The organism is Methanobrevibacter sp., from assembly GCF_036307625.1.
GTDB lineage: Archaea > Methanobacteriota > Methanobacteria > Methanobacteriales > Methanobacteriaceae > Methanocatella.
Genome location: NZ_JAXJXF010000128.1, coordinates 1 through 19,864 on the forward strand (window position 1 = coordinate 1; position 19,864 = coordinate 19,864).

The window sequence follows — 19,864 nt, forward strand, 5'->3', positions numbered from 1 at the left end:
CTACTAAAATAGCAAACAATGTTGTATTTAGTGATAATCACAAATCTCAAAAACCTGTTCCTGTTTTAAGTGTTGCTCCTCCAGTAATGGAAGAAGAAAAGGATTTCAATTTAATAATGCTTCTTATAGCTGATGTGAATACTAATATTTTCAATTTAAATGTTTTCCAAGCTAATATTCCATTTGTAGTTGAGAATTTCAATGATGTCCATGCAAACGATATTGGGTTTGTAGTTAATAATATTAATGTTATAAATGGTGAATCTTCAAATAGTACAAGTAATTCAGCAGATCATTCTAATGTTGATGATGTGATAATTACCGATAATGGTAATGCAACTTCCGCTGCTGGTGGTAAAAATACTACTTCATCCGGTGATAATTTGGCTAATGAAGTATCTACAAAATTGTTGAATAGTAGTTCTTCTTCTAACAATGCTCCAAGTTCATCTCCAAGTAGCCCTGCTAGTTCAAGTCCTTCATCTTCAGTTTCTAGCCCATCTGCTTCTCCAAGTTCATCTCCAAGTAGCCCTGCTAGTTCAAGTCCATCTTCTTCATCTACTTCTAAACTAACATATGATGACTGTAAACAGTTAGTAGAAAAGTATTTAATAAATTTAAAGACAATGAAGATTGACAAGCATGAACAATCCGGAGACAGTTATATCTTCTATATAGTGGACAGCTCTAAAAATGATAAGAATATGGGTACAATCACTGTAGACGCTAAAACTGGTAAGCTGGACGACACTCATTTCATTAAATAATAATTTTTTATTATTTTTTCTTTTTTTATTTTTTAAAATCCATTATAAGTTATAACCATTTTTTTAATTTAAAATATTTTTTTCAGCTGGTTTTTGCCCTATTTTACATATGTTTATTAAACATTAAAACTAAATTAAAACCATAATGAAAATTTATCATTATTATTGATTTTTTTAAAAACCTCGAGGTGAATAATTTGCAAGGTTTATTAAAAGATTGGAGAAGAACAAACTATGCAAGTCAATGTGATGCTGAAATAGCAGGCAGTGACGTTACCATCATGGGTTGGGTACATGAAATCCGTGATTTCGGTGGAATCATGTTCGTCATCATTCGTGACGTGACAGGCAGAGTTCAAATAACAGCTCCAAGCAAAAAAGTAGGCGAAGAAATATTAGAAGAATTAAGAGAATTAAGAAAAGAATCCGTTGTAGCTATTAAAGGTACTGCTCAAGAAGCTCCAAAAGCACCAAATGGTGTTGAAATTTTACCAAAAGAAATCAAAATCTTAAACTTGGCTAACCAACCTTTACCAATGGATCCTACTGAAAAGGTTAAAGCAGGAATAGACACAAGATTGGATTCAAGATTTTTAGACATCAGAAAAGAAAACGTTTCTGCAATATTCAAGATTAAAGGTCAAATGTTCCATACTATCAGAGATTTCTTCTATGATAATGGATTTTATGAAATCAACACTCCTAAACTTGTAGCTTCAGCTACTGAAGGTGGAACAGAATTATTCCCAATTACTTACTTTGAAAAAGAAGCTTTCCTCGGCCAATCTCCACAATTATACAAGCAAATGATGATGGCTAGTGGAATGGATAAGGTATTTGAAATAGGTCAAATCTTCAGGGCAGAAGAGCACGATACCTTAAGACACTTGAACGAAGCCGTTTCCATCGATGCTGAAGTTTCATTTGCAGATGATGAGGACGTAATGAAAATCTTAAATGACATGCTCATAAATGTCTTAAAAGACATAAACGAAAACTGTGCAAATGAATTGGACATCTTAGGACATGAAATTGAAGTTCCTTCTGGAGACTTCCCTGTTGTAACCTATGATGAAGCAGTTGATATAGTAAACTCCAAAGATGTTGAAATGGAATGGGGAGAAGACTTGTCACGTGAAGCTGAAAAGGCATTGGGTGACACAATGGGAGGTTTCTACTTCCTGACCAGATGGCCAAGTGAAATCAAACCGTTCTATGTAATGCCTGTAGATGGTGATGAAAAGTACTCTCATGCGTTCGATTTAATGTACAATAACTTGGAATTATCCTCAGGTGCAACTCGTGTTCACCAATACGATTTACTCGTAAAACAAATTGAAGAAAGAGGATTAAATCCTGCTGGATTTGGAAGCTACTTGAAAGCATTTGAATACGGTATGCCTCCACATGCAGGTTGGGGTGTAGGTGCTGACAGGTTAACCATGGTATTAACCGGTTCAGAAAACATCCGTGAATGTGTACTCTTCCCAAGAGACAGACACAGATTAACTCCTTAAATTTTCTTTTTTTGATTAAAATGAAAGAATATGACATAGCTGTTATTGGCGGAGGGCCTGCCGGAATGATGGCTGCAATTGCGGCTAGCCGGAATTCCTCCAGTGTAATATTGCTTGAAAAGAATCCGTCTTTGGGTCGCAAACTCTTGCTTACCGGTGGCGGAAGATGCAATATCACCAACAATAAGCCAATAAAACAGCTGTTGAATTCTTTTAACAATAAAAATTTCCTAAAACACTCTTTTTATACATTTACAAATGAAGATTTGTTTTCTCTTTTTGATTTTGAGTTTATCCAGGAGGATAACAATCGTGTTTTTCCAAAAAGCGAAAAGTCAGGCGATGTCTTAGATGGACTCATTAAAAAGTTGGATAAAGTAGTTATAAGTTATAACTTTGATGTAAAAAGTATAACTGAAGACTTTATTATTAATGATAAGATAAAAGCAGATAAGATTATAATCGCTACAGGCGGCGTAACCTATCCGCAGACCGGTTGCAGCATAAAAAATTACTCCCTGACTTCACAGCCATTGACAGACATCAAATATGGACTTTCGCCGTTAATTACCGAAATGGATTTGTCAGACATTGCCGGTGTAACCTTGAGTGATGTGGTTATAAGTTATAAGAAAAGTCGGGCAAGGGGAAATGTTCTCTTTTCACATGTCGGTTTGACAGGTCCGGGAATTATAAACTTAAGCAATGAAATATCTGAAGGTATAAGTTATAACCTATTGGAGAATGATCCGGAAGTGGACCTGGAGATAGCTATTGATTTATGCCCCGAATATGGCCGTGAAGATCTTTTTGACAGATTCACATCAGATTTCCAGTCCAAGGGAAAGACAATGCTTAAGAATTATCTGAAGTTGTTTTTAACAAACAGTTTCATTGATTTCTTCTTGTGTGAAATTAATTTGGATGGTGAAACTCAATTATCCAGAATCAACAAGAAAAGCAAAAACAGACTGGTTGAAAACCTGAAACGATTTTCATTTAAGATTATGGGATTTAATGATAATCTGGCTAAAGTGACTGTCGGCGGTGTTGATTTAAAGTATATCAATCCAAAAACGATGGAATCAACATTGACTCGTAATCTGTACTTTGCAGGTGAAGTTTTGGATGTTCATGGTCCGACCGGGGGCTATAATCTGAAGATTGCCTTTTCGACAGGGTATCTGGCAGGTTTGTCAGCTAGTGAAAAATAATTGGTGTACTATTATCATTAAAAAGCATAAAATTTATATATCTTGTTTTTCTCAAAGCAATTTTATGCAATGGCTTCAACAAGCTTTAAATAATTTTTAAATCATATTTACTATTCATGCATATTAAAAATATTAAAAATAATTATTATATTGTGAAATTAGATGAAACTCAGGATTTAAATAGTTTTTCATGTGGATTAGACGATATGGATGACTTTTTAAAAAATGATGCTTTCGACCAGCAGAGTAAAAACTTAAATGTCACATACCTTGCTAAGTATCAAGACGATATTGTAGGATTTTTCTCTTTGCTTTCTGATATTATCAAATTGAAAGATATTGAATGTGAATATGATTTTCCATATGGTACTTGTCCTGCAATTAAAATAGGTAGATTTGCTGTAAATGAGAAATATAATTCATTAGGATTGGGTACTGTACTTTTAGACAATGTTTGTTATCAGATTAAGAGGATTTCTGACATAGTTGGGGTTCGATTCATTACTGTTGATGCATATTGCAATGTTCGTGATTTTTATTATAAAAATGAGTTTAATCATCTCAAAGTTCAAAAAGAGAATAAATTAAGACGTGCTTCTAAAAGGAATCCTAATTTAACAATTCCATTATATAAAGATTTAAAAAGGATATAAAAACTTGAAAATTTATATAATAATGTAACTAATAATTAATATAATATAAGAGGTTGTTAAAATGGCAAAAGCAATAGCACCAACACCAACATTAAAAGGAAAAGACACCAAAAGCTTTTTAAAAGAAATGAAAAGGCCAAATAATAAAAAAGAAAATCAAATCAAACAAAGAATCAGAAACAGCAGACATGTTGATTTCTTTTAAATTTTTAAAATAATTACTTAAGTTTCATACACATTTGAGATAGTTATTGATTTAAGTTAGATTTTTATCTGTCTATTATATAAAACATCAGATAATCATTGATATATTCATGATTTTAGACTTAATCGGTACTTTGTAGGTGAAGTTTTGGATGTTCATGATCCGACAGGGTATCTGGCAGGTTTGTCAGCTAGTGAAAAATAATTGGTGTACTATTTTTAGACATTAACGATTTCAATTTTCAATTTTAAAGATAATTTCACTTTTCGATATAGATATCCCATTTTCAATTGACATCAAAAGTTACAATGCTTACTGTTAATGTCTAAAATGGTTGATATTACCATATGTTGCATGTTAAACTAGTTAAATAATTCATCATATTTTGCTTTAAATCATTACTTCAATCACTTGGTTTTTCTCTTTTTTTTCAAGGTCTATCATTCCCACATTTTAAAGGCAATTTCACACAATTAAAGCATTATTGAGATGTAATTTTCAATTAATAAAGATTTTATGGATTTTAAAAAAATAATCATTTTTTTTTAAAAACACAATATTTAACATATATATAATTTAAAAATTATCTTATGACAGACAAAATGTTCATGGGTGCATCAACTAAGCAAGGTATGGATATCGCTACAAAGAGTAGGGAAATTATCCGTGGCCTTATTGGAGATGATGTCAAAGATTTAAATCCTGCTGAAAGAGACATTGTTGAGAGGATTGTTCACTCCACAGCTGATCCGGAATATGCAAAATTGGTAAAGATTAGTCCCGATTTTGTAGATGTAGCTATGGATTCCCTGAGAAATAAAGAAACCATTTTAACTGATATCAACATGGTCAAATATGGTATTACAAGATATGAAGGGGATGTTGAGTGTTATATCAGAAATGAGGAAGTAATAAAAATTGCAAAGGAAAATCAAATCACAAGGGCTGCGGCGGCTATGAGATATGCGGCAGCTAATGATTTTGAAGGCATTGTTGTTTCTGGTAATGCTCCAACCGCTGTTTTTGAAGCTATGGATTTATATCAAAAGGGTGAAATGAATCTTAAAGCTATTGTTGGAGTTCCTGTAGGTTTTGTGGGAGCTGCTGATTCTAAAGAAGCTTTAAGTAATTCAAATATTCCGAATATTATAGTCGAAGGCCCTAAAGGCGGCACTCCTATTGCTGTAGCATGTGTAAATTCGTTAATTCAACATTTGTAGTGTGATAAAATGTATTCTGAAGAACTGTTCAATGAATCTAAAAATTATTTTCCTGGTGGAGTAAATTCTCCTGTACGTGCTTTTAAGCCGTATCCGTTTTTCGTTAAAAGCGCTGGCGGATGTAAGATAACAGATGTGGATGAAAAAACATACATTGATTATTGTTTGGCATATGGTCCTTTGATTTTAGGACATGCAAATCCAAAAGTCGTAAGGGAAGTTTCAAATCAATTGACTATCGGAAGTGCCTATGGTGCTCCGACTGAAAATGAAATCAAACTTGCAAAAGAGGTAGTTTCCAGAATTCCTTCCGCTGAAATGGTAAGATTTTGTAATAGTGGAACTGAAGCTACAATGAGTGCAATTAGGCTTGCAAGAGGTTTCACAAAAAGGGATAAAATAGTTAAATTTGAAGGAGCATATCATGGTGCTCATGATTACGTTTTAGTTAAAGGCGGGTCCGGTGCTGCAACATTACCTGACTCTCCGGGGATACCTGCCGATACTACCAAAAATACTTTGTCTGTTCCATTCAATGATGAGGAAGCTTTAACTGATTTGATTGAAAAAGAAGGAGAAAATATTGCCTGTATTATCATGGAGGTTGTAATGGGCAATGTCGGTTGTATAGAACCAAAACCAGGATTTTTGGAGTTTATAAGAAAAATAACTCAGGAAAATGGAATTGTATTAATATTTGATGAGGTAATCACTGGTTTTAGAGCTTCAAAAGGTGGGGCTCAAGAATATTATGGTGTTACTCCCGATTTAACAACATTGGGTAAGATTGTTGGTGGAGGCCTTCCAATGGGTGCATTCTGCGGTAAAAAAGAAATAATGGAATTGATTGCACCTCAAGGACCAGTTTACCAAGCTGGAACCTTTTCCGGAAATCCTATTTCTGTTCAGGCCGGACTCTCTACCATGTCCCAGTTAGATGACAAGTTTTATAAGGATTTGGAAAGTAAAGGGAACTTCCTCAGAAGTGAAATCAGAGCAACAGTTGATGAAAGAGGATTGGAGATTCAGCCTGTTGGTTTGGCTTCAATGTTACAAATTTATTTCAATGAAAATGATGTTTATAACTATGAAGATGCTAAGGCATCCGATAGTGACAGATTTTTAGTGTACTTTAGAGAACTGTTGAAGGAAGGTGTTTTCATACCTCCTAGCCAATTTGAATGTAATTTCATTTCAAGTGCTCATACTATGGAGGATTTAGAAAAAACTTCTCAGGCCATTGACAGTGCACTAAGGGTGGCATTTAAATAAAAAAAGGTGTTATTGTGACAGATTGGAAAGAAATCGCATCATATGCAGTAATATTGATAATTGTTTTAATTGCTGCACAACATTTAAATGTTGTTGTTTCAGGAAGTATGGAACCAGCATTTTACAGGGGAGATATTGTAATGGTTCAAAAGGCAAATTTCCTCGGCATACAAGAGTTCAATGTTAATGACATCCAGAAAGGTGATGTTGTAGTTTATGATGCAAAATGGTATAATCAACCGGTAATTCATAGAGTTATTGATATTGTAAATGTTAATGGAAGTACAATGTATCTGATTAAGGGGGATAATAATAATGCTCCAGATCCGTATTATGTATCGCCAGACCAAATTGAATCGAAGGTTGTATCATTTGGTGACAATTTAGTTGTAATTCCAAAAATCGGTTATCTTTCCCTTTGGTTAAGGGGTTTATGATTATTATAAGGTGAGTTAATGTATTTTGAGATAGAAAAACAAGCTATTGATGCCATCAATAAGGCATTAGATCAGTATGATGAAGAAATTGACAGAAATTTTAAATTAGAATTTCCGCCTAATCCTGATTTAGGGGATTTGGCAAGTACCATTGCATTTGCGCTTACTAAAAAATTGAGAACTTCACCTCCTGAAGTTGCTGCAGATTTGGTTGAAAAAATTGAAGTTCCGGAAATTTTCACTAAGGTTCAAAATTTCGGACCTTATGTTAACTTTTTCATTGACTATTCCAAATTTTCAAAGTTATTGTTGGAAAAAGTCGATGAAAACTATGGTCAACTTCCGGAATATGGTGAAAAGATTGTATTGGAACACACTTCAGCTAATCCTAACGGTCCTTTACATATTGGACATATCAGAAATTCAATTTTCGGAGATTCCCTTGCAAGATTGTTAAAATTAGCCGGAAGGGATGTAGTAACCCAATACTATGTAAATGATATGGGAAGACAGATTGCCATCATCGTATGCGGCATAACCGAGTGTGGCCTTAAAATTGAAGACTACGAAGGCGATAAGCTTGACCACAAAATCGGAAAATTGTACTTCGATGCAAACAAGGCTGTAGAAGAAGATGAAGCATTAAACGCTAAAGTCGATGAATTGATTCAAAAATACGAAGAAGGCGAAGATGAAGAGTTAAACAAAATCTTTGAAGATGTCGTTTCAAAATGTATCAGTGGAATGAAGGAATCACTTTTAAGGATGAACATTGTCCATGATGACTTCGTATGGGAAGGTCAGTTTGTAAGAAATGGCGAAGTTGATGATTTGGTTAATTATATTCAAAGGGAAGGTTTCACTCGTGAAAATGATGTTTTGTACATTGACTTGACAGACTTCAACATTGAAAAAGAGTTCGTTTTAAGAAGATCCAACGGTACTTCACTGTACTCCACAAGGGATTTGGCTTATCACAAATATAAAGCTACTTTAGGTGATACTGTTCTTGATATTTTAGGTTCAGACCATAAATTGGCTGCAAAACAAATTAAAGTGATATTTGAAGAGATATTCAGACAAACACCTCCTGAAGTAATATTTTATGAATTCATTACTCTTCCTGAAGGGTCAATGTCAACAAGAAAAGGCAAATTCGTTTCTGTTGATGAATTGATTGATGAAGCAGTCTTAAGGGCACATGATGAAATCAAATCAAGAAACCCTGATTTGTCTGAAGAAGAAATCGCACCAATGGCTGAAGAGATAGGTATCGGTGCTGTAAGATTCTTCATTGCCAAATTGTCTCCTGAAAAACACTTGACATTTAAATGGGATGAGGCGTTAAGCTTTGAGAGAGGTTGTGCATCCATTCAATATGCACATGCAAGAGCATGTAAATTGCTTGCAAAATCCGGTAAGGATATTGACGCTTTAGAAGTTGCAGATGATTGGGTTCCTGATGAAGCAGAGCAGGACCTTGTAAGACAAATCGCCAAGTTCCCGCAAGTTGTTGAAGACTGTGCCAATAAAAAGAGAGTTCACAACATTACTCAATACTGTCAGGATTTAGCCGGTTCATTCAATAAATTCTATAAAACAGAACAGGTTATTGGTTCAGATGTAGAGGATACAAGACTGATTTTGGTTGACAGGGCTAAAACAACTATTAAAAACGCTTTAGATATTTTAGGTGTCAGTGCACCTGAAAAAATGTAGATGAGTGTTTAACTCATCTTTAACTTTCTTTTTTTTTAATCCACATAGTGGATGTAATCTTCTTTTCTAGTTAACGGTTCCGGTGCGTCCATATCGGGATATCCTAAAACTACATGACCTATTCCTTCATAAGTTTCCGGAATTCCCCATTCTTTTAGTAATTCTTTTCCTTTCTCAGATGCAAATTCTTCACGTGCTCTGTGAATCCAGCATGATCCAACACCAACTGCATGGGCTGCATTGACCAGAACTGCCAATACGCTGGAGCCGTCTTCAACGTATGTTGGACGTTCGCTGTCGGCCAGTACAATCAGCAATGTTTTTGCACCATAGAAGGGGTCCATGTCCTCTGGAACATCTATTGGGAAATAGCTTCTGTTCCATGCTGAAAATTCTTTGATGGTTTCTGGATTTTGAATTACAACAATTTTAGGTGATTGCAGGCCTTGTCCTGTTGGGGCATAGGTTCCGGCTTCTAAGATTGTTTTTAACTCTTCGTCGGTGATTTGTTCGTCTTTGAATTTTCTGATGCTTCTTCTTGTTTTTAGGTTTTCGATAGTTTCGTTCATATTAAATCCTCGCAGATTTTTATCAATGTAGTTTTAAAGATAGTATAATCTTCATCATTTAAATTACTTTTAATGTTTTCATCCCATTTGTCATCATAATCCATTACTTTTCGAGCGGTTTTAGCTCCTTTTTTAGTTATTTTTATAATCTTTTTTCTTTTATCAGGTATTCTTTCGATAAAACCTTTTTCTTCTAGTTTTTTAAGGTTTCTTGTTATTGTACTTTCGTTCAAATGAAATTTTTCAGCTAATTGCTCCTGAATTATTCCCTCATTTTCGTAAATTGTTATTAAAATGGGTTGAAGACCAAAACTCAAATCCTCATTTTTCACTTTTTCGTTTAAGTATTTGGCATGTTCCCTGTAAAGTATCGATATTAATGTGGATGTTGGAATTGTTTCATCAAACGGCATTGTCTCTACCTCGGATTAACTTGTTGATGTATAACTCGATGCATGCATAACATATCAATGACCCTATTCCACCTCCCAGAAGCATTCCGCAGTATATTCCGAACTCTCCCATGTTGAAGGTAAATCCTAGAAGGTATGCAAATATTAACACTAATATGAATTCTCTGAATGTTGTCAATACAAATGATATTGTTCCTTTTCCAACTCCTTGGAATACATTGCCTGCACTGGCTCCAAATGGAACATATAAAATAAAAAAGCACATTATCTGCAAGAAACTTGCAATTAATGGAGCTAAATCTGCGCTGCTTTGTGAATATGAGAAGATAATAGCTATTTGATTTGCAAATACATATAATACAATGCACACAATTATTGATGCAATTAATGCCATCTTTACAGCATATCTTGCTGTCACTCTTAAGTTTTCATATTTCTTTGCCCCGTATGCAACTCCGGCGACGGATATAGCTGCAGTTCCAATTCCTATTGCTGGAAGCATTCCGATATTTACTATTCTCCATCCGGCTGTATAAACTGCTACTGATGTGGGTCCGGATACTATTGTAAGCATATAATTGACGAATATTGTTAAAACGGACAGTACCAGTTGTTCCAAACTTGCAGGTATGCCTACAACCAAAATATCCTTGTACATTTTAAGGTCATTATGGAAGTCTTTAAAGTTATATGAGAGATATGTATCTTTTTTGACAAAAATCCAGTATAACATAAGGCACAAGCTTATAAGGGGTCCTAATACTGTTGCTATTGCTGCCCCTTTAATTCCCATTCCCAAAGTGTATATTAATATAGGATCTAAAATCATGTTGATTATTGCAGCAACAGCTATTGGGATTGTTGCACGTTTGATATCTCCTTCTGCTCTAAATGCACCTCCTACAATTGGAGGCATTAAAAGAGCGAATGTACATGAAAATATGATGAATCCGTAGTCCATGGCATAGTCTATTACGCTACTTGCTCCCATAAGTTTGAGCACCGGTTCCATTGTAATAACAAATATGATTGAAATGATTATTGACACGATTGCACTTAGAATAAGGTTGTGTATCGCAGCATTATTTGCCGAGGATTTATTTTCCGCCCCAATGAATCTTGAAATCACTGAATTACCACCGGCTCCGAGTCCGTTTCCAAATCCAACTATAATCATGAATAGGGGTGTTATGTATCCTAATGCAGCAAGGGGTTCTGCACCAAGTCCGGCTACCCAAATACTGTCGATAATGCTGTTTGCAAATATTAAAAACATACTTGCAATAATTGGCAGGGATAATTTGTTTATTGCCTTTTTAGGGTCTCCGGTTATCATTTCAATATTTTCATTTTTTTCCATAATCTGCCTCATTCTTGCATATGCAATTATATATTTATGATGGATGTATTTAAATGTGGTGTTGAAAGTTTTTAAAAAAAGAAAAAAGAGAAATGGTTTATTCTAAACCATTTTCAGTAACAATAGGTTGGTTTTTAACGAGGTCCCACATGCTCATACCGTCAGATTGTCCTCCTCTGATTATACCGTTGTCATCATACCAAACATTGAACTCTTCATCATAGTATAAGTTAGGACCAGGTCCTTCAGAAAGGCTTGAACCGGATGAGGAACTTGATGATGAAGTTTTCTCGTTATATTTTACAGTACTTGCAGTGGAATTTCCAGATACCTTTTCGGTTCCTGAAGAGGTTCCTTGTTCAATAGTTATAGTTTGATTTGCACGGCATCCGTTGTATTTATCGTTACCGCCATAGGTCACGGTAACTTCATGGTCACCAGCAGCTTCATTGTTTAATACAAGTCCTCCTTTACCGTTATTGTCGGTTTTAATTGAAAAGTTTTGTTTTTGACCATTATCGTCAAAAGTAATGTTAATTGATTGATCTGCAATTGCTTTTCCTTGAGCATCTTTAAGTTCAAATTGTACTATGTCTCCATTTTTTAAGTGGGAATTAGTTAAGAAGTTTATTTGAGTATTCTGTTTATTAGCATCTGCAGCAGCTGATGTTTGTGCGAATGCAACTCCTCCAGCAACAGCAATGATGATAATAGCTAAAATTGCAATAATTATATTTCTATTCATTTTAATATCACCTATATTTACATTATTATATGCAATATATTAAATTTTCTAGGCCATGAACTATTTTGAAGTTTAATGAAGTATAAGTAATGTTAATTCTGTTATATATTGAAACATTTTAAATATTTTTAGTTACATATTTTAAACTAATAGGAGACTAGATTATGAAGGTTTTAGTTGTTGGAACTGGTGCTCGTGAACATGCTATCGCTGATGCCTTAAAGGATGATGTGGAATTATATTGTTACATGAGTAAAATTAACCCTGGTATGTCCAAAATCGCTAAATTTAAACAAGGCGATGAAGGAGAAGTTGAAAAAGTAGCTGAATATGCAGTTGAAAATGACATTGATATTGCATTTATCGGTCCTGAAGCTCCTCTTGGAAAAGGAATCGTGGATGAGCTTCAAAAAAATGGAATCAATTGTGTTGGACCGACACAAAGTGCAGCTAGAATTGAAACTGATAAGTCATTTATGAGAAAACTCTTTGAAGACTATGAAATTGAAGGGTCACTCGTTTACAAAGTATTTGATAATTCTGATGATGTTTCCGCATTTTTAGATGAATTCGACCGTGATGTTGTAGTAAAACCAGTTGGATTGACTGGAGGTAAAGGAGTTAAAATTGTAGGTGACCACCTTAAAGACAATGAAGAAGCAAAAGAATATTCCTGTGAAGTCATTGATAATGCAATGGGTGGATTTGCTCAAGTAATTATTGAAGAAAGATTGATTGGTGAAGAATTTACTATTCAGGCATTTTGTGATGGGGAACACTTAGCTCCAATGCCTGCAGCACAAGATCATCCTCATGCATTTGAAGGAGATGTCGGTGCAATCACTGGAGGAATGGGGTCTTACTCTGATGTCGGAGGATTATTACCATTCTTAAGCCAAGAAGATTATGATGCTGCCGTTGAAATTATGCAAGAAACCTTAAAAGCTATTGCTGAGGAAGCAGAACCATACAAAGGAATCCTATATGGTCAATTCATGTTAACTGCTGACGGACCAAAACTCATTGAATACAATGCAAGATTCGGAGACCCTGAAGCAATGAATGTATTGCCACTTTTAAAAACTCCATTGGTCGATGTTTGTCAAGCTGTTGTTGATGGTACTTTGGATAAGGTAGAATTTGAAGATAAGGCTAGTGTGTGCAAATATATTGTACCTGATGGATATCCAGAAACTCAATATGCTGGAGAACTGATTGAAGTTGATGAGAAAGCTATTGAAGAAATGGGTGCCAAAGTATTCTATGCAGCGGTTTCCCAGGAAGATGATGGAATTCATTTGTCCGGTTCAAGAGCATTGGGTATTGTAGCTAGTGGCAAATCAATAGAAGAAGCTGAAAAAGTAGCTGAAAAAGCATGTGAATTTGTTAAAGGTAATGTTTACCACAGAAGAGATGTAGGTACTCAAGAGCTTGTTAACAAACGTGTTGAACATATGAAAGAAATTTTAAACTAAATTTCTTTTCACTCTTTTTTTTTGGATTTGGTGATATTATCAAAGATGATGAATATGAAGAAGTTCATGACTATGAAAGTTTAAAAAAGTATTTTAATTCTGAGCTTAATAAAATAGCAGAAGAGTTAGATGAGGAAGATGTTGAAAAAATAAAAAATTTTAAAGCTCATTTTAAGGAAAAATACTCAAATAATCCTTCTGTTGAAAAAAAAGTGGAGGATATGAAATCTGGCTTTTTTCAAAATTTTAAACAGTCTTTTGAAAGAAGCATGGATATTGACCCTGGAAGATTGTTGGGTTTGACTGATGGTATTTTCGGTATGGTAATGACTCTTCTTGTTTTTGGTTTGGCCTTGCCTGAAGTTATGCTGGTAACAGATGGGCAATTTTTAGCTTTTTTAGAATCAATTGCTCTTAATTTCGGCTTAACTGTCGTTGCTTTTATTCTAGTCGGTTCTTTTTGGATTTATCATCATGAATTTATAAAGGTTAATTCATTAAATCTGCCTTATTTATGGATTAATATATTTTATTTAGCTTGTATATCTTTTATTCCATTTTCATCATCTTTGATGGGTATATATTCAAGGTTTTTATTTGCTGATATGTTATTTGGAATAAATATATTCGTGACAATCATATTCTTTTTAATCATGTATCAGTATGCATATAGTAAGGGATTTTTAGAGAATAATCCTTCAAAAACTGAAAAGAGATATGTTTTCAAAACATTCAGTTATATTATGATTCTTACTATTGCTGTAACTATTCTGAATTACAATTTTTCAGAGGATTTCATGTATCTGTTCTTGTTTGTTCCGGTAATTTCTACATTGAGAGACATTAATTTTAAAATGAACTCATAGAAACATTTAATATACATAAGTAAAATATATTTATTTTTGTTAAGTTTAATTAGGGGAATTATATAATGGGTAATTTAGTATCAATATGTGATATCAAAGATGATGTTCAGCATATTCTTGATTTGGCTATTAAAATTAAAGCAGGTGAAACAGAAGACAATCCTCTTGAGGGTAAAACATTAGCAATGATTTTCCAGAAATCATCCACAAGAACCAGAATTTCTTTTGATGTTGGAATGTATCAGTTAGGTGGAAGAGCAATCTTTTTATCATCTAGTGATTTACAGATGGGAAGAGGAGAACCGATTTATGACACTGCTAAAGTTTTAAGCCGTTTTGTTGATGGAATCATGATTAGAGCTATTGAACATTCTGATGTTGTAGAATTGGCACAGCATTCTGATGTACCTGTTATAAGTGGATTAACAAATGTAGAACACCCTTGCCAAGCTTTTGCTGATGTTTTAACAATCAAAGAGCATTTTGGAACTCTTGAAAATAAGAAAATTTGCTTTGTTGGTGATGGAAATAATGTATGTAATTCCCTTTTATTGATTGCCCCTATTTTAGGAATGGACATGTCTGTTGCTTGCCCTAAAGGTTATGAACCTAACGAACATATTTTAAAAATTGCAAAAACGTATGCTAAAGAACATAATACTGAAATTACTGTTAGTGAGGATATAAATGTTGCATTGGATAATGTTGATGTAGTTTATACTGATGTTTGGGTAAGTATGGGTGATGAAACTGAAGAAATTCAAAGAAAAAAAGATCTGTCTGCTTATCAAGTGGATCTTGACCTGATGGACATGGCTAATGAGGGTGCTATTTTTATGCATTGTTTGCCAGCAGTCAGAGGTCAGGAAGTTACTGTACCTGTTATAGATGGTCCCCATTCCGTTATATTTGATCAGGCCGAAAACAGATTACATGCTCAAAAGGCTATCTTATATCATTTTTTAAAAGATGAATAACTGCTGTAAAACAGTGGTTAATACTTTTTTTATATTATTGATTCGATAATCCATTTGATTACTATTTTTAAAAAGATTATTAATCCTAATCCACCAATTAATCCTGTTATGAATCTTAATGTGTTGTTGCTTTCTCTAAATTTGAATAGTTGAGTAAAACCATCAATTGCAGTTGGAATCAAAAGAATCACTGAAATAATTAACAGATTAAAACTGTAATCAATTTCATAAAAATAATCGTATATCAGAAAAATGGCCAAGCCAGTATAAAATCCGGTGCATCTGGCACACACTGGAAACTGATGACCTTTGATGAAAAAGCTTCTCTCAGGCTTTCTATGGCATATTAGGTTTTTATAATTCATTTTTATCTTTTTAATAATTTAAATTTGGATAATTATATATATTCTTGTATACATAAGTTAGTGTATAATATATAAAAAGGTTATTACAATGAGAGGCGGAGAAGCGATAATTGAATCCCTTAAAAATATGGGGGTTAAAACAATATTTGGTTATCCTGGCGGACAAACCATACCATTTTATGACATGTTATATGATGCAGATATAGATCATATATTGGTTAGACATGAACAGGCAGCATCTCACGCAGCAGATGGTTTTGCAAGGGCTTCCGGTGAAGTGGGAGTGTGTTTGGCAACTTCCGGCCCCGGTGCAACCAATCTTGTAACTGGTATTGGGACTGCTTTTATGGATTCATCTCCTATTGTGGCCATTACAGGTCAGGTTCCTACTCATTTAATTGGAAATGATGCATTTCAGGAAGCGGATATTATAGGAATTACAATGCCTATTGTTAAGCATAGTTTCCAACCAAAAGACCCAGATTTAATACCTTCCATGATTAAAACTAGTTTTGAAATTGCTTCAACTGGAAGACCTGGGCCTGTTTTGATAGATGTTCCAAAGGAAGTTCAGGAAGGTGAATTAACCAGATTTGATGATACTCTAATTGACACACCGGGCTATAATCCAACAGTTAAAGGTAATTTAAGACAAGTCAAAAAAGCTTGCGATTTAATTAAGGAAGCTAAAAAGCCAATGATTTTAGCAGGCGCCGGTGTAATTATTTCTAATGCATGCTGTGAATTAAAACAATTGGCAAAAACTATCAATGCTCCTGTAATGACTTCACTTTTAGGAAAAGGAGCTTTTGATGAAACTGATGATTTGGCATTGGGCATGCTTGGTATGCATGGAAGAAAGGTTTCCAATGATTACATTAACGAATCCGATTTATTGATTGCTATCGGTATAAGATTTTCAGATAGGACAACTGGCAGACTGGACAGCTTTGCACCGGATACAAAAATTATTCACATAGATATAGATCCAGCAGAAATAGGTAAAAATGTTGATGTGGATCTGCCTATTGTAGGGGATGCCCGCAATGTTTTATCTTCATTAAATAAAGTTTTAAATGATTACCACCCATCAAAAGAAGTAAATGATTGGACAGACATGATTAAAGCAAAAAAACTAGAATTACTTCCTCGCGTTACATATGATGATGTTCCACTTAAACCTCAACGCGTTATAAAAGAAATTTCAGAAGTTTTAACTCCTGAATCTATCTTAACAACTGATGTAGGTCAAAATCAAATGTGGGCGGCACATTTCTATAATACACAAAAACCACGTAAATTCATATCATCTGGTGGTCTTGGAACTATGGGATTCGGATTCCCATCAGCTATTGGTGCAAAAGTAGCATGTCCTGATAATCCGGTAGTATCTATCAATGGTGACGGTGGATTTTTAATGGTTTGTCAAGAATTAGCTACAGTTCGAGAATATGACATTCCTGTTATTGCAGTTGTTTTGGAAAATAGGACCTTAGGAATGGTATATCAATGGCAAAGCTTATTATATGATAAAAGACATTCTCAAACATTGCTTGGAAACAGTCCCGACTTTGTAAAACTTGCAGAAAGTTTTGGTGTTAATGCACAAAGAGTAACAAAGCCTGGAGAGACTAAAGAAGCTTTAACCAAAGCAATTAAAGATAATGAACCAATCTTAATAGATGTTGTAATTGACTCTGAAGAGGCCTTGCCTATGCTTCCTCCTGGAGCTGGAATTAATGAAATGATTGGAGAATATAAACTTGAAAGGGATGTGATTTAAATGGATACAGAATATCACGTTATTTCCACATTGGTTGAAGATAAACCAGGGGTTTTGCAAAAAGTGGCTGGAATGTTTAATAGAAGGGGATTCAACATTGACAGTATAACTGTTGGTAAATCAGAAGTAGAAGGACAATCCCGTATGGTAATTACTGTTCATGCAGATGAAAAAGGACTTGAACAGGTTACAAAGCAATTAAATAAATTTATTGATGTTATCAAGATTAAAGATATTACTAAATCTGCTGTTAAAAGGGAATTGTGTCTTGTTAAGGTCGCTGTTCCTAATGCTAAAGCAAGAGCAGAAATAATGCAGTATACAAATATTTTCAGAGCACATATTTTAGATGTTTCGGAACAAACATTGATGGTTGAGCTTACTGGAGATAAGGAAAAGATTAATGCATTCATATCTTTAGTAGAAAATTATGGAATTAAAAGAATAGCCCGTACTGGCCTTACAGCTATGTCAAGGGGAGTATAAAAATGACTATATTAGAAAACGTATTAAAAGACAACAAGGAATTTGTAGAAAACTTTGAAGGCGAAGAAATGTCTCACCATGCGGCTAAGAAATTAGCTATATTAACCTGTATGGACTGCAGACTAATCGACTTTTTTGAACCGGCACTCGGTCTTAAAAGAGGAGATGCAAAAATCGTTAGAAACGCAGGAAACTCCATTGTAGGTGAAGATGCAATCAGATCTATTGGTGCAGCTTTATACAACCTCGGTGCTGAAGAAGTCATGGTTGTAGGTCACACAGAATGTGGTATGGCTGGTGCTGATGCTGAAGCTTTAAAAGAAAAAATGCTCGCTCGCGGTATCAAAGAGGAAGATATTGCTAAATACGATTTGGCTGAATGGATTGGTGGATTCGAATCTGAAGAAGAAAACGTTAAAAACGTTTGTGAAAAAATCAAAAACCACCCATTAATACCTGATGTACCGGTACACGGTCTTATCATCGATATCGTAACAGGTGAGTTAAAAGTTTTAGTAGATGGTTATTAATTCCCATCTATTTTTTTATTTTTATTAAGCTTTTTTTAGATATGCTGTAGTTTTTATTTCCGGATGAAATTACAACTTTGTGTTTTCCTGTTTTTAGGTTTTTGGTGTTTATTTTAGCTATTCCTTTTTTATTTGTTTTAACTGTGTATGTTTTGAATTTTTTACCGGTAAATACTTTTATTTTAACTTTAACGTTAGAAAGCATTCTTTTTGTTTCTTTATTTTTGATTGTAACTTTGAAATATTTTGATTTTTTGAATTTATTGGTTACTTGTGGAGCTTTAACGATTGTTCTGGCTTTATCAATCTTAATTGATGTTGTTTTCATGATTTCTTTTTCGACAATAACCTGGATTTTATGAACTCCTGCATCAAGTTTTGTAGGAATTTCAAAAATCACATCTCCATCGGAACCTGCTGGTTCACGATATGTTTTGTAGTTTTTACCTGTAAATACTTTAAAAATGACAGTCCTGTCTGATAAATCACCAGTATGGTTACCTACCATTTTTATTTCTAAAAAGCTATTGATTTTTGAATATCTGTTGAATTTAAAGTCTTTAATTAATTTTATATCTGTAATTTTAGGATTTACAGTTAAATTCACTTGTATGGAGTATCTTTTACTGTTAAAAAGGAATTCATCATCAAAATAGTATACGTTAAGGCTTAATTCTCCAATAGTGTTAAGGGTGTATTTAGCATTCCCATTTTTATCTGTAAAGACAAAACTTGTATATTGCTCATTTGGATTTTCGATAAATAGTTTAACATCGGATACTGGATTTCCAAAACAATCTTTAACGTTGAAAGTAATGCTGTCATTTATGTAATAGGTAATATTTTTATTAAATGATACTCTGTAGAGTGTATCAAAATTAATGTCTTTGTTGTTGATTTCGTATTTTCCGGTATTGTTTATCAGATATGAGTTTTCGATGATGTTGCTTGTATTCGCTATAGAATTCATGTATATTATAATTGTATTGGATAGATTTCCGTCGTTGTAAAAGTTGGAATTGTTTATATTTAAATTTGAGATATGGGATTCAATTGTTGTTTTATAGAAATTTGAGTTATTTGATTTGATATTAGTTTCTGTTGCTTTTATCTTGGAGTTTTCAGCAGTTGAATTTTCAATTATAAAGATAGATTCATCAGAATAAATGTTCGGTGTAAATTCAAAAGTGGAGTTATTGATTAGGGTATTTTTTAAAATCACTTCACTTCCTTTGTTGTAATATCCTCCTTGAAACATAAGTTCGGAGTTATTTAAAATTGCCTGTTCAAA

General features: G+C 33.9%; 20 protein-coding genes and 1 pseudogene. 15 read left to right on the forward strand and 6 right to left on the reverse strand.

The genetic code is table 11. The features are described from left to right. The 9 genes and pseudogenes from UIB65_RS08295 to argS all read left to right on the forward strand — a co-directional run. Positions 1–767, forward strand: a pseudogene (locus tag UIB65_RS08295) (hypothetical protein); the annotation flags it as partial. 197 nt (positions 768–964) lie between these two features. Continuing rightward, positions 965–2,284 (forward strand): aspartate--tRNA(Asn) ligase, encoded by a 1,320-nt coding sequence (gene aspS / locus UIB65_RS08300; RefSeq protein ID WP_330040875.1) that lies wholly within the window; start codon positions 965–967, stop codon positions 2,282–2,284. 20 nt (positions 2,285–2,304) lie between these two features. After that, positions 2,305–3,498: an aminoacetone oxidase family FAD-binding enzyme gene (locus tag UIB65_RS08305; RefSeq protein ID WP_330040877.1), complete on the forward strand. Its 1,194-nt coding sequence runs from the start codon at positions 2,305–2,307 to the stop codon at positions 3,496–3,498. A gap of 152 nt (positions 3,499–3,650) precedes the next feature. Then, positions 3,651–4,151 carry a GNAT family N-acetyltransferase gene (locus tag UIB65_RS08310; protein WP_330040878.1) on the forward strand — a complete coding sequence of 167 codons (501 nt, stop codon included), beginning with the start codon at positions 3,651–3,653 and terminating at the stop codon, positions 4,149–4,151. A 61-nt stretch (positions 4,152–4,212) separates the two neighbouring features. Further along, positions 4,213–4,356, forward strand: a complete 144-nt coding sequence (locus UIB65_RS08315) for a hypothetical protein (protein WP_330040880.1) — start codon at positions 4,213–4,215, stop codon at positions 4,354–4,356. A 590-nt stretch (positions 4,357–4,946) separates the two neighbouring features. After that, positions 4,947–5,576, forward strand: coding sequence for a cobalt-precorrin-8 methylmutase (locus UIB65_RS08320; protein WP_330040882.1), 630 nt, complete (start codon positions 4,947–4,949; stop codon positions 5,574–5,576). Between the two features lie 9 nt (positions 5,577–5,585). Further along, entirely contained in the window at positions 5,586–6,848 is a 1,263-nt protein-coding gene (hemL, locus tag UIB65_RS08325) for a glutamate-1-semialdehyde 2,1-aminomutase (RefSeq protein ID WP_330040883.1), read from the forward strand. A gap of 14 nt (positions 6,849–6,862) precedes the next feature. Beyond that, entirely contained in the window at positions 6,863–7,285 is a 423-nt protein-coding gene (locus UIB65_RS08330) for a signal peptidase I (RefSeq protein ID WP_330040884.1), read from the forward strand. 18 nt (positions 7,286–7,303) lie between these two features. Further along, positions 7,304–9,004: an arginine--tRNA ligase gene (gene argS, locus UIB65_RS08335; RefSeq protein WP_330040887.1), complete on the forward strand. Its 1,701-nt coding sequence runs from the start codon at positions 7,304–7,306 to the stop codon at positions 9,002–9,004. Between the two features lie 35 nt (positions 9,005–9,039). Here argS and UIB65_RS08340 read toward each other — a convergent pair whose 3' ends face one another. The 4 genes from UIB65_RS08340 to UIB65_RS08355 all read right to left on the reverse strand — a co-directional run bounded on the left by UIB65_RS08340 (position 9,040) and on the right by UIB65_RS08355 (position 12,091). Beyond that, positions 9,040–9,573, reverse strand: coding sequence for a nitroreductase (locus UIB65_RS08340; RefSeq protein WP_330040888.1), 534 nt, complete (start codon positions 9,571–9,573; stop codon positions 9,040–9,042). Continuing rightward, positions 9,570–9,986, reverse strand: a complete 417-nt coding sequence (locus UIB65_RS08345; RefSeq protein WP_330040889.1) for a MarR family transcriptional regulator — start codon at positions 9,984–9,986, stop codon at positions 9,570–9,572. Before UIB65_RS08345 ends, UIB65_RS08340 begins: the two co-directional genes overlap by 4 nt. Next, complete coding sequence (locus tag UIB65_RS08350; RefSeq protein ID WP_330040891.1) at positions 9,976–11,346, reverse strand: MATE family efflux transporter; 1,371 nt, start codon at positions 11,344–11,346, stop codon at positions 9,976–9,978. Before UIB65_RS08350 ends, UIB65_RS08345 begins: the two co-directional genes overlap by 11 nt. 97 nt (positions 11,347–11,443) lie before the next feature. Next, the gene (locus UIB65_RS08355; protein ID WP_330040892.1) at positions 11,444–12,091 is read right to left on the reverse strand and encodes an Ig-like domain-containing protein; all 648 of its coding nucleotides are present in this window, start codon (positions 12,089–12,091) and stop codon (positions 11,444–11,446) included. A gap of 164 nt (positions 12,092–12,255) precedes the next feature. Here UIB65_RS08355 and purD point away from each other — a divergent pair, with 164 nt between their 5' ends. From purD to argF, 3 genes are all read left to right on the forward strand, one after another. Then, positions 12,256–13,566, forward strand: coding sequence for a phosphoribosylamine--glycine ligase (gene purD / locus UIB65_RS08360; RefSeq protein ID WP_330040893.1), 1,311 nt, complete (start codon positions 12,256–12,258; stop codon positions 13,564–13,566). A gap of 221 nt (positions 13,567–13,787) precedes the next feature. Next, on the forward strand, positions 13,788–14,432 hold the full coding sequence (locus tag UIB65_RS08365; RefSeq protein WP_330040895.1) for a TMEM175 family protein: 645 nt from the start codon (positions 13,788–13,790) through the stop codon (positions 14,430–14,432). Positions 14,433–14,497: 65 nt separating this feature from the next. Continuing rightward, a complete protein-coding gene (gene argF, locus UIB65_RS08370) occupies positions 14,498–15,409 on the forward strand; it encodes an ornithine carbamoyltransferase (protein WP_330040897.1) in 912 nt (303 codons plus the stop codon). Positions 15,410–15,438: 29 nt separating this feature from the next. Here argF and UIB65_RS08375 read toward each other — a convergent pair whose 3' ends face one another. Beyond that, entirely contained in the window at positions 15,439–15,774 is a 336-nt protein-coding gene (locus UIB65_RS08375; protein ID WP_330040899.1) for a DUF2085 domain-containing protein, read from the reverse strand. An 88-nt stretch (positions 15,775–15,862) separates the two neighbouring features. On the opposite strand from UIB65_RS08375, the gene UIB65_RS08380 reads away from it, so the two are divergent. Genes UIB65_RS08380 through UIB65_RS08390 form a run of 3 tightly spaced genes read left to right on the forward strand, consistent with a single transcriptional unit; the run spans position 15,863 to position 18,573 of the window. After that, on the forward strand, positions 15,863–17,557 hold the full coding sequence (locus tag UIB65_RS08380) for an acetolactate synthase large subunit (protein ID WP_330040900.1): 1,695 nt from the start codon (positions 15,863–15,865) through the stop codon (positions 17,555–17,557). After that, positions 17,558–18,043, forward strand: coding sequence for an acetolactate synthase small subunit (gene ilvN, locus UIB65_RS08385; protein ID WP_330040901.1), 486 nt, complete (start codon positions 17,558–17,560; stop codon positions 18,041–18,043). It begins immediately after the preceding gene. 2 nt (positions 18,044–18,045) lie between these two features. Beyond that, a complete protein-coding gene (locus tag UIB65_RS08390; protein WP_292609844.1) occupies positions 18,046–18,573 on the forward strand; it encodes a carbonic anhydrase in 528 nt (175 codons plus the stop codon). A gap of 7 nt (positions 18,574–18,580) precedes the next feature. Here the strand turns inward: UIB65_RS08390 and UIB65_RS08395 are convergent. Continuing rightward, positions 18,581–19,864, reverse strand: a 1,284-nt coding sequence (locus UIB65_RS08395; RefSeq protein WP_330040902.1) for a hypothetical protein, incomplete at its 5' end; no start/stop codon positions are given.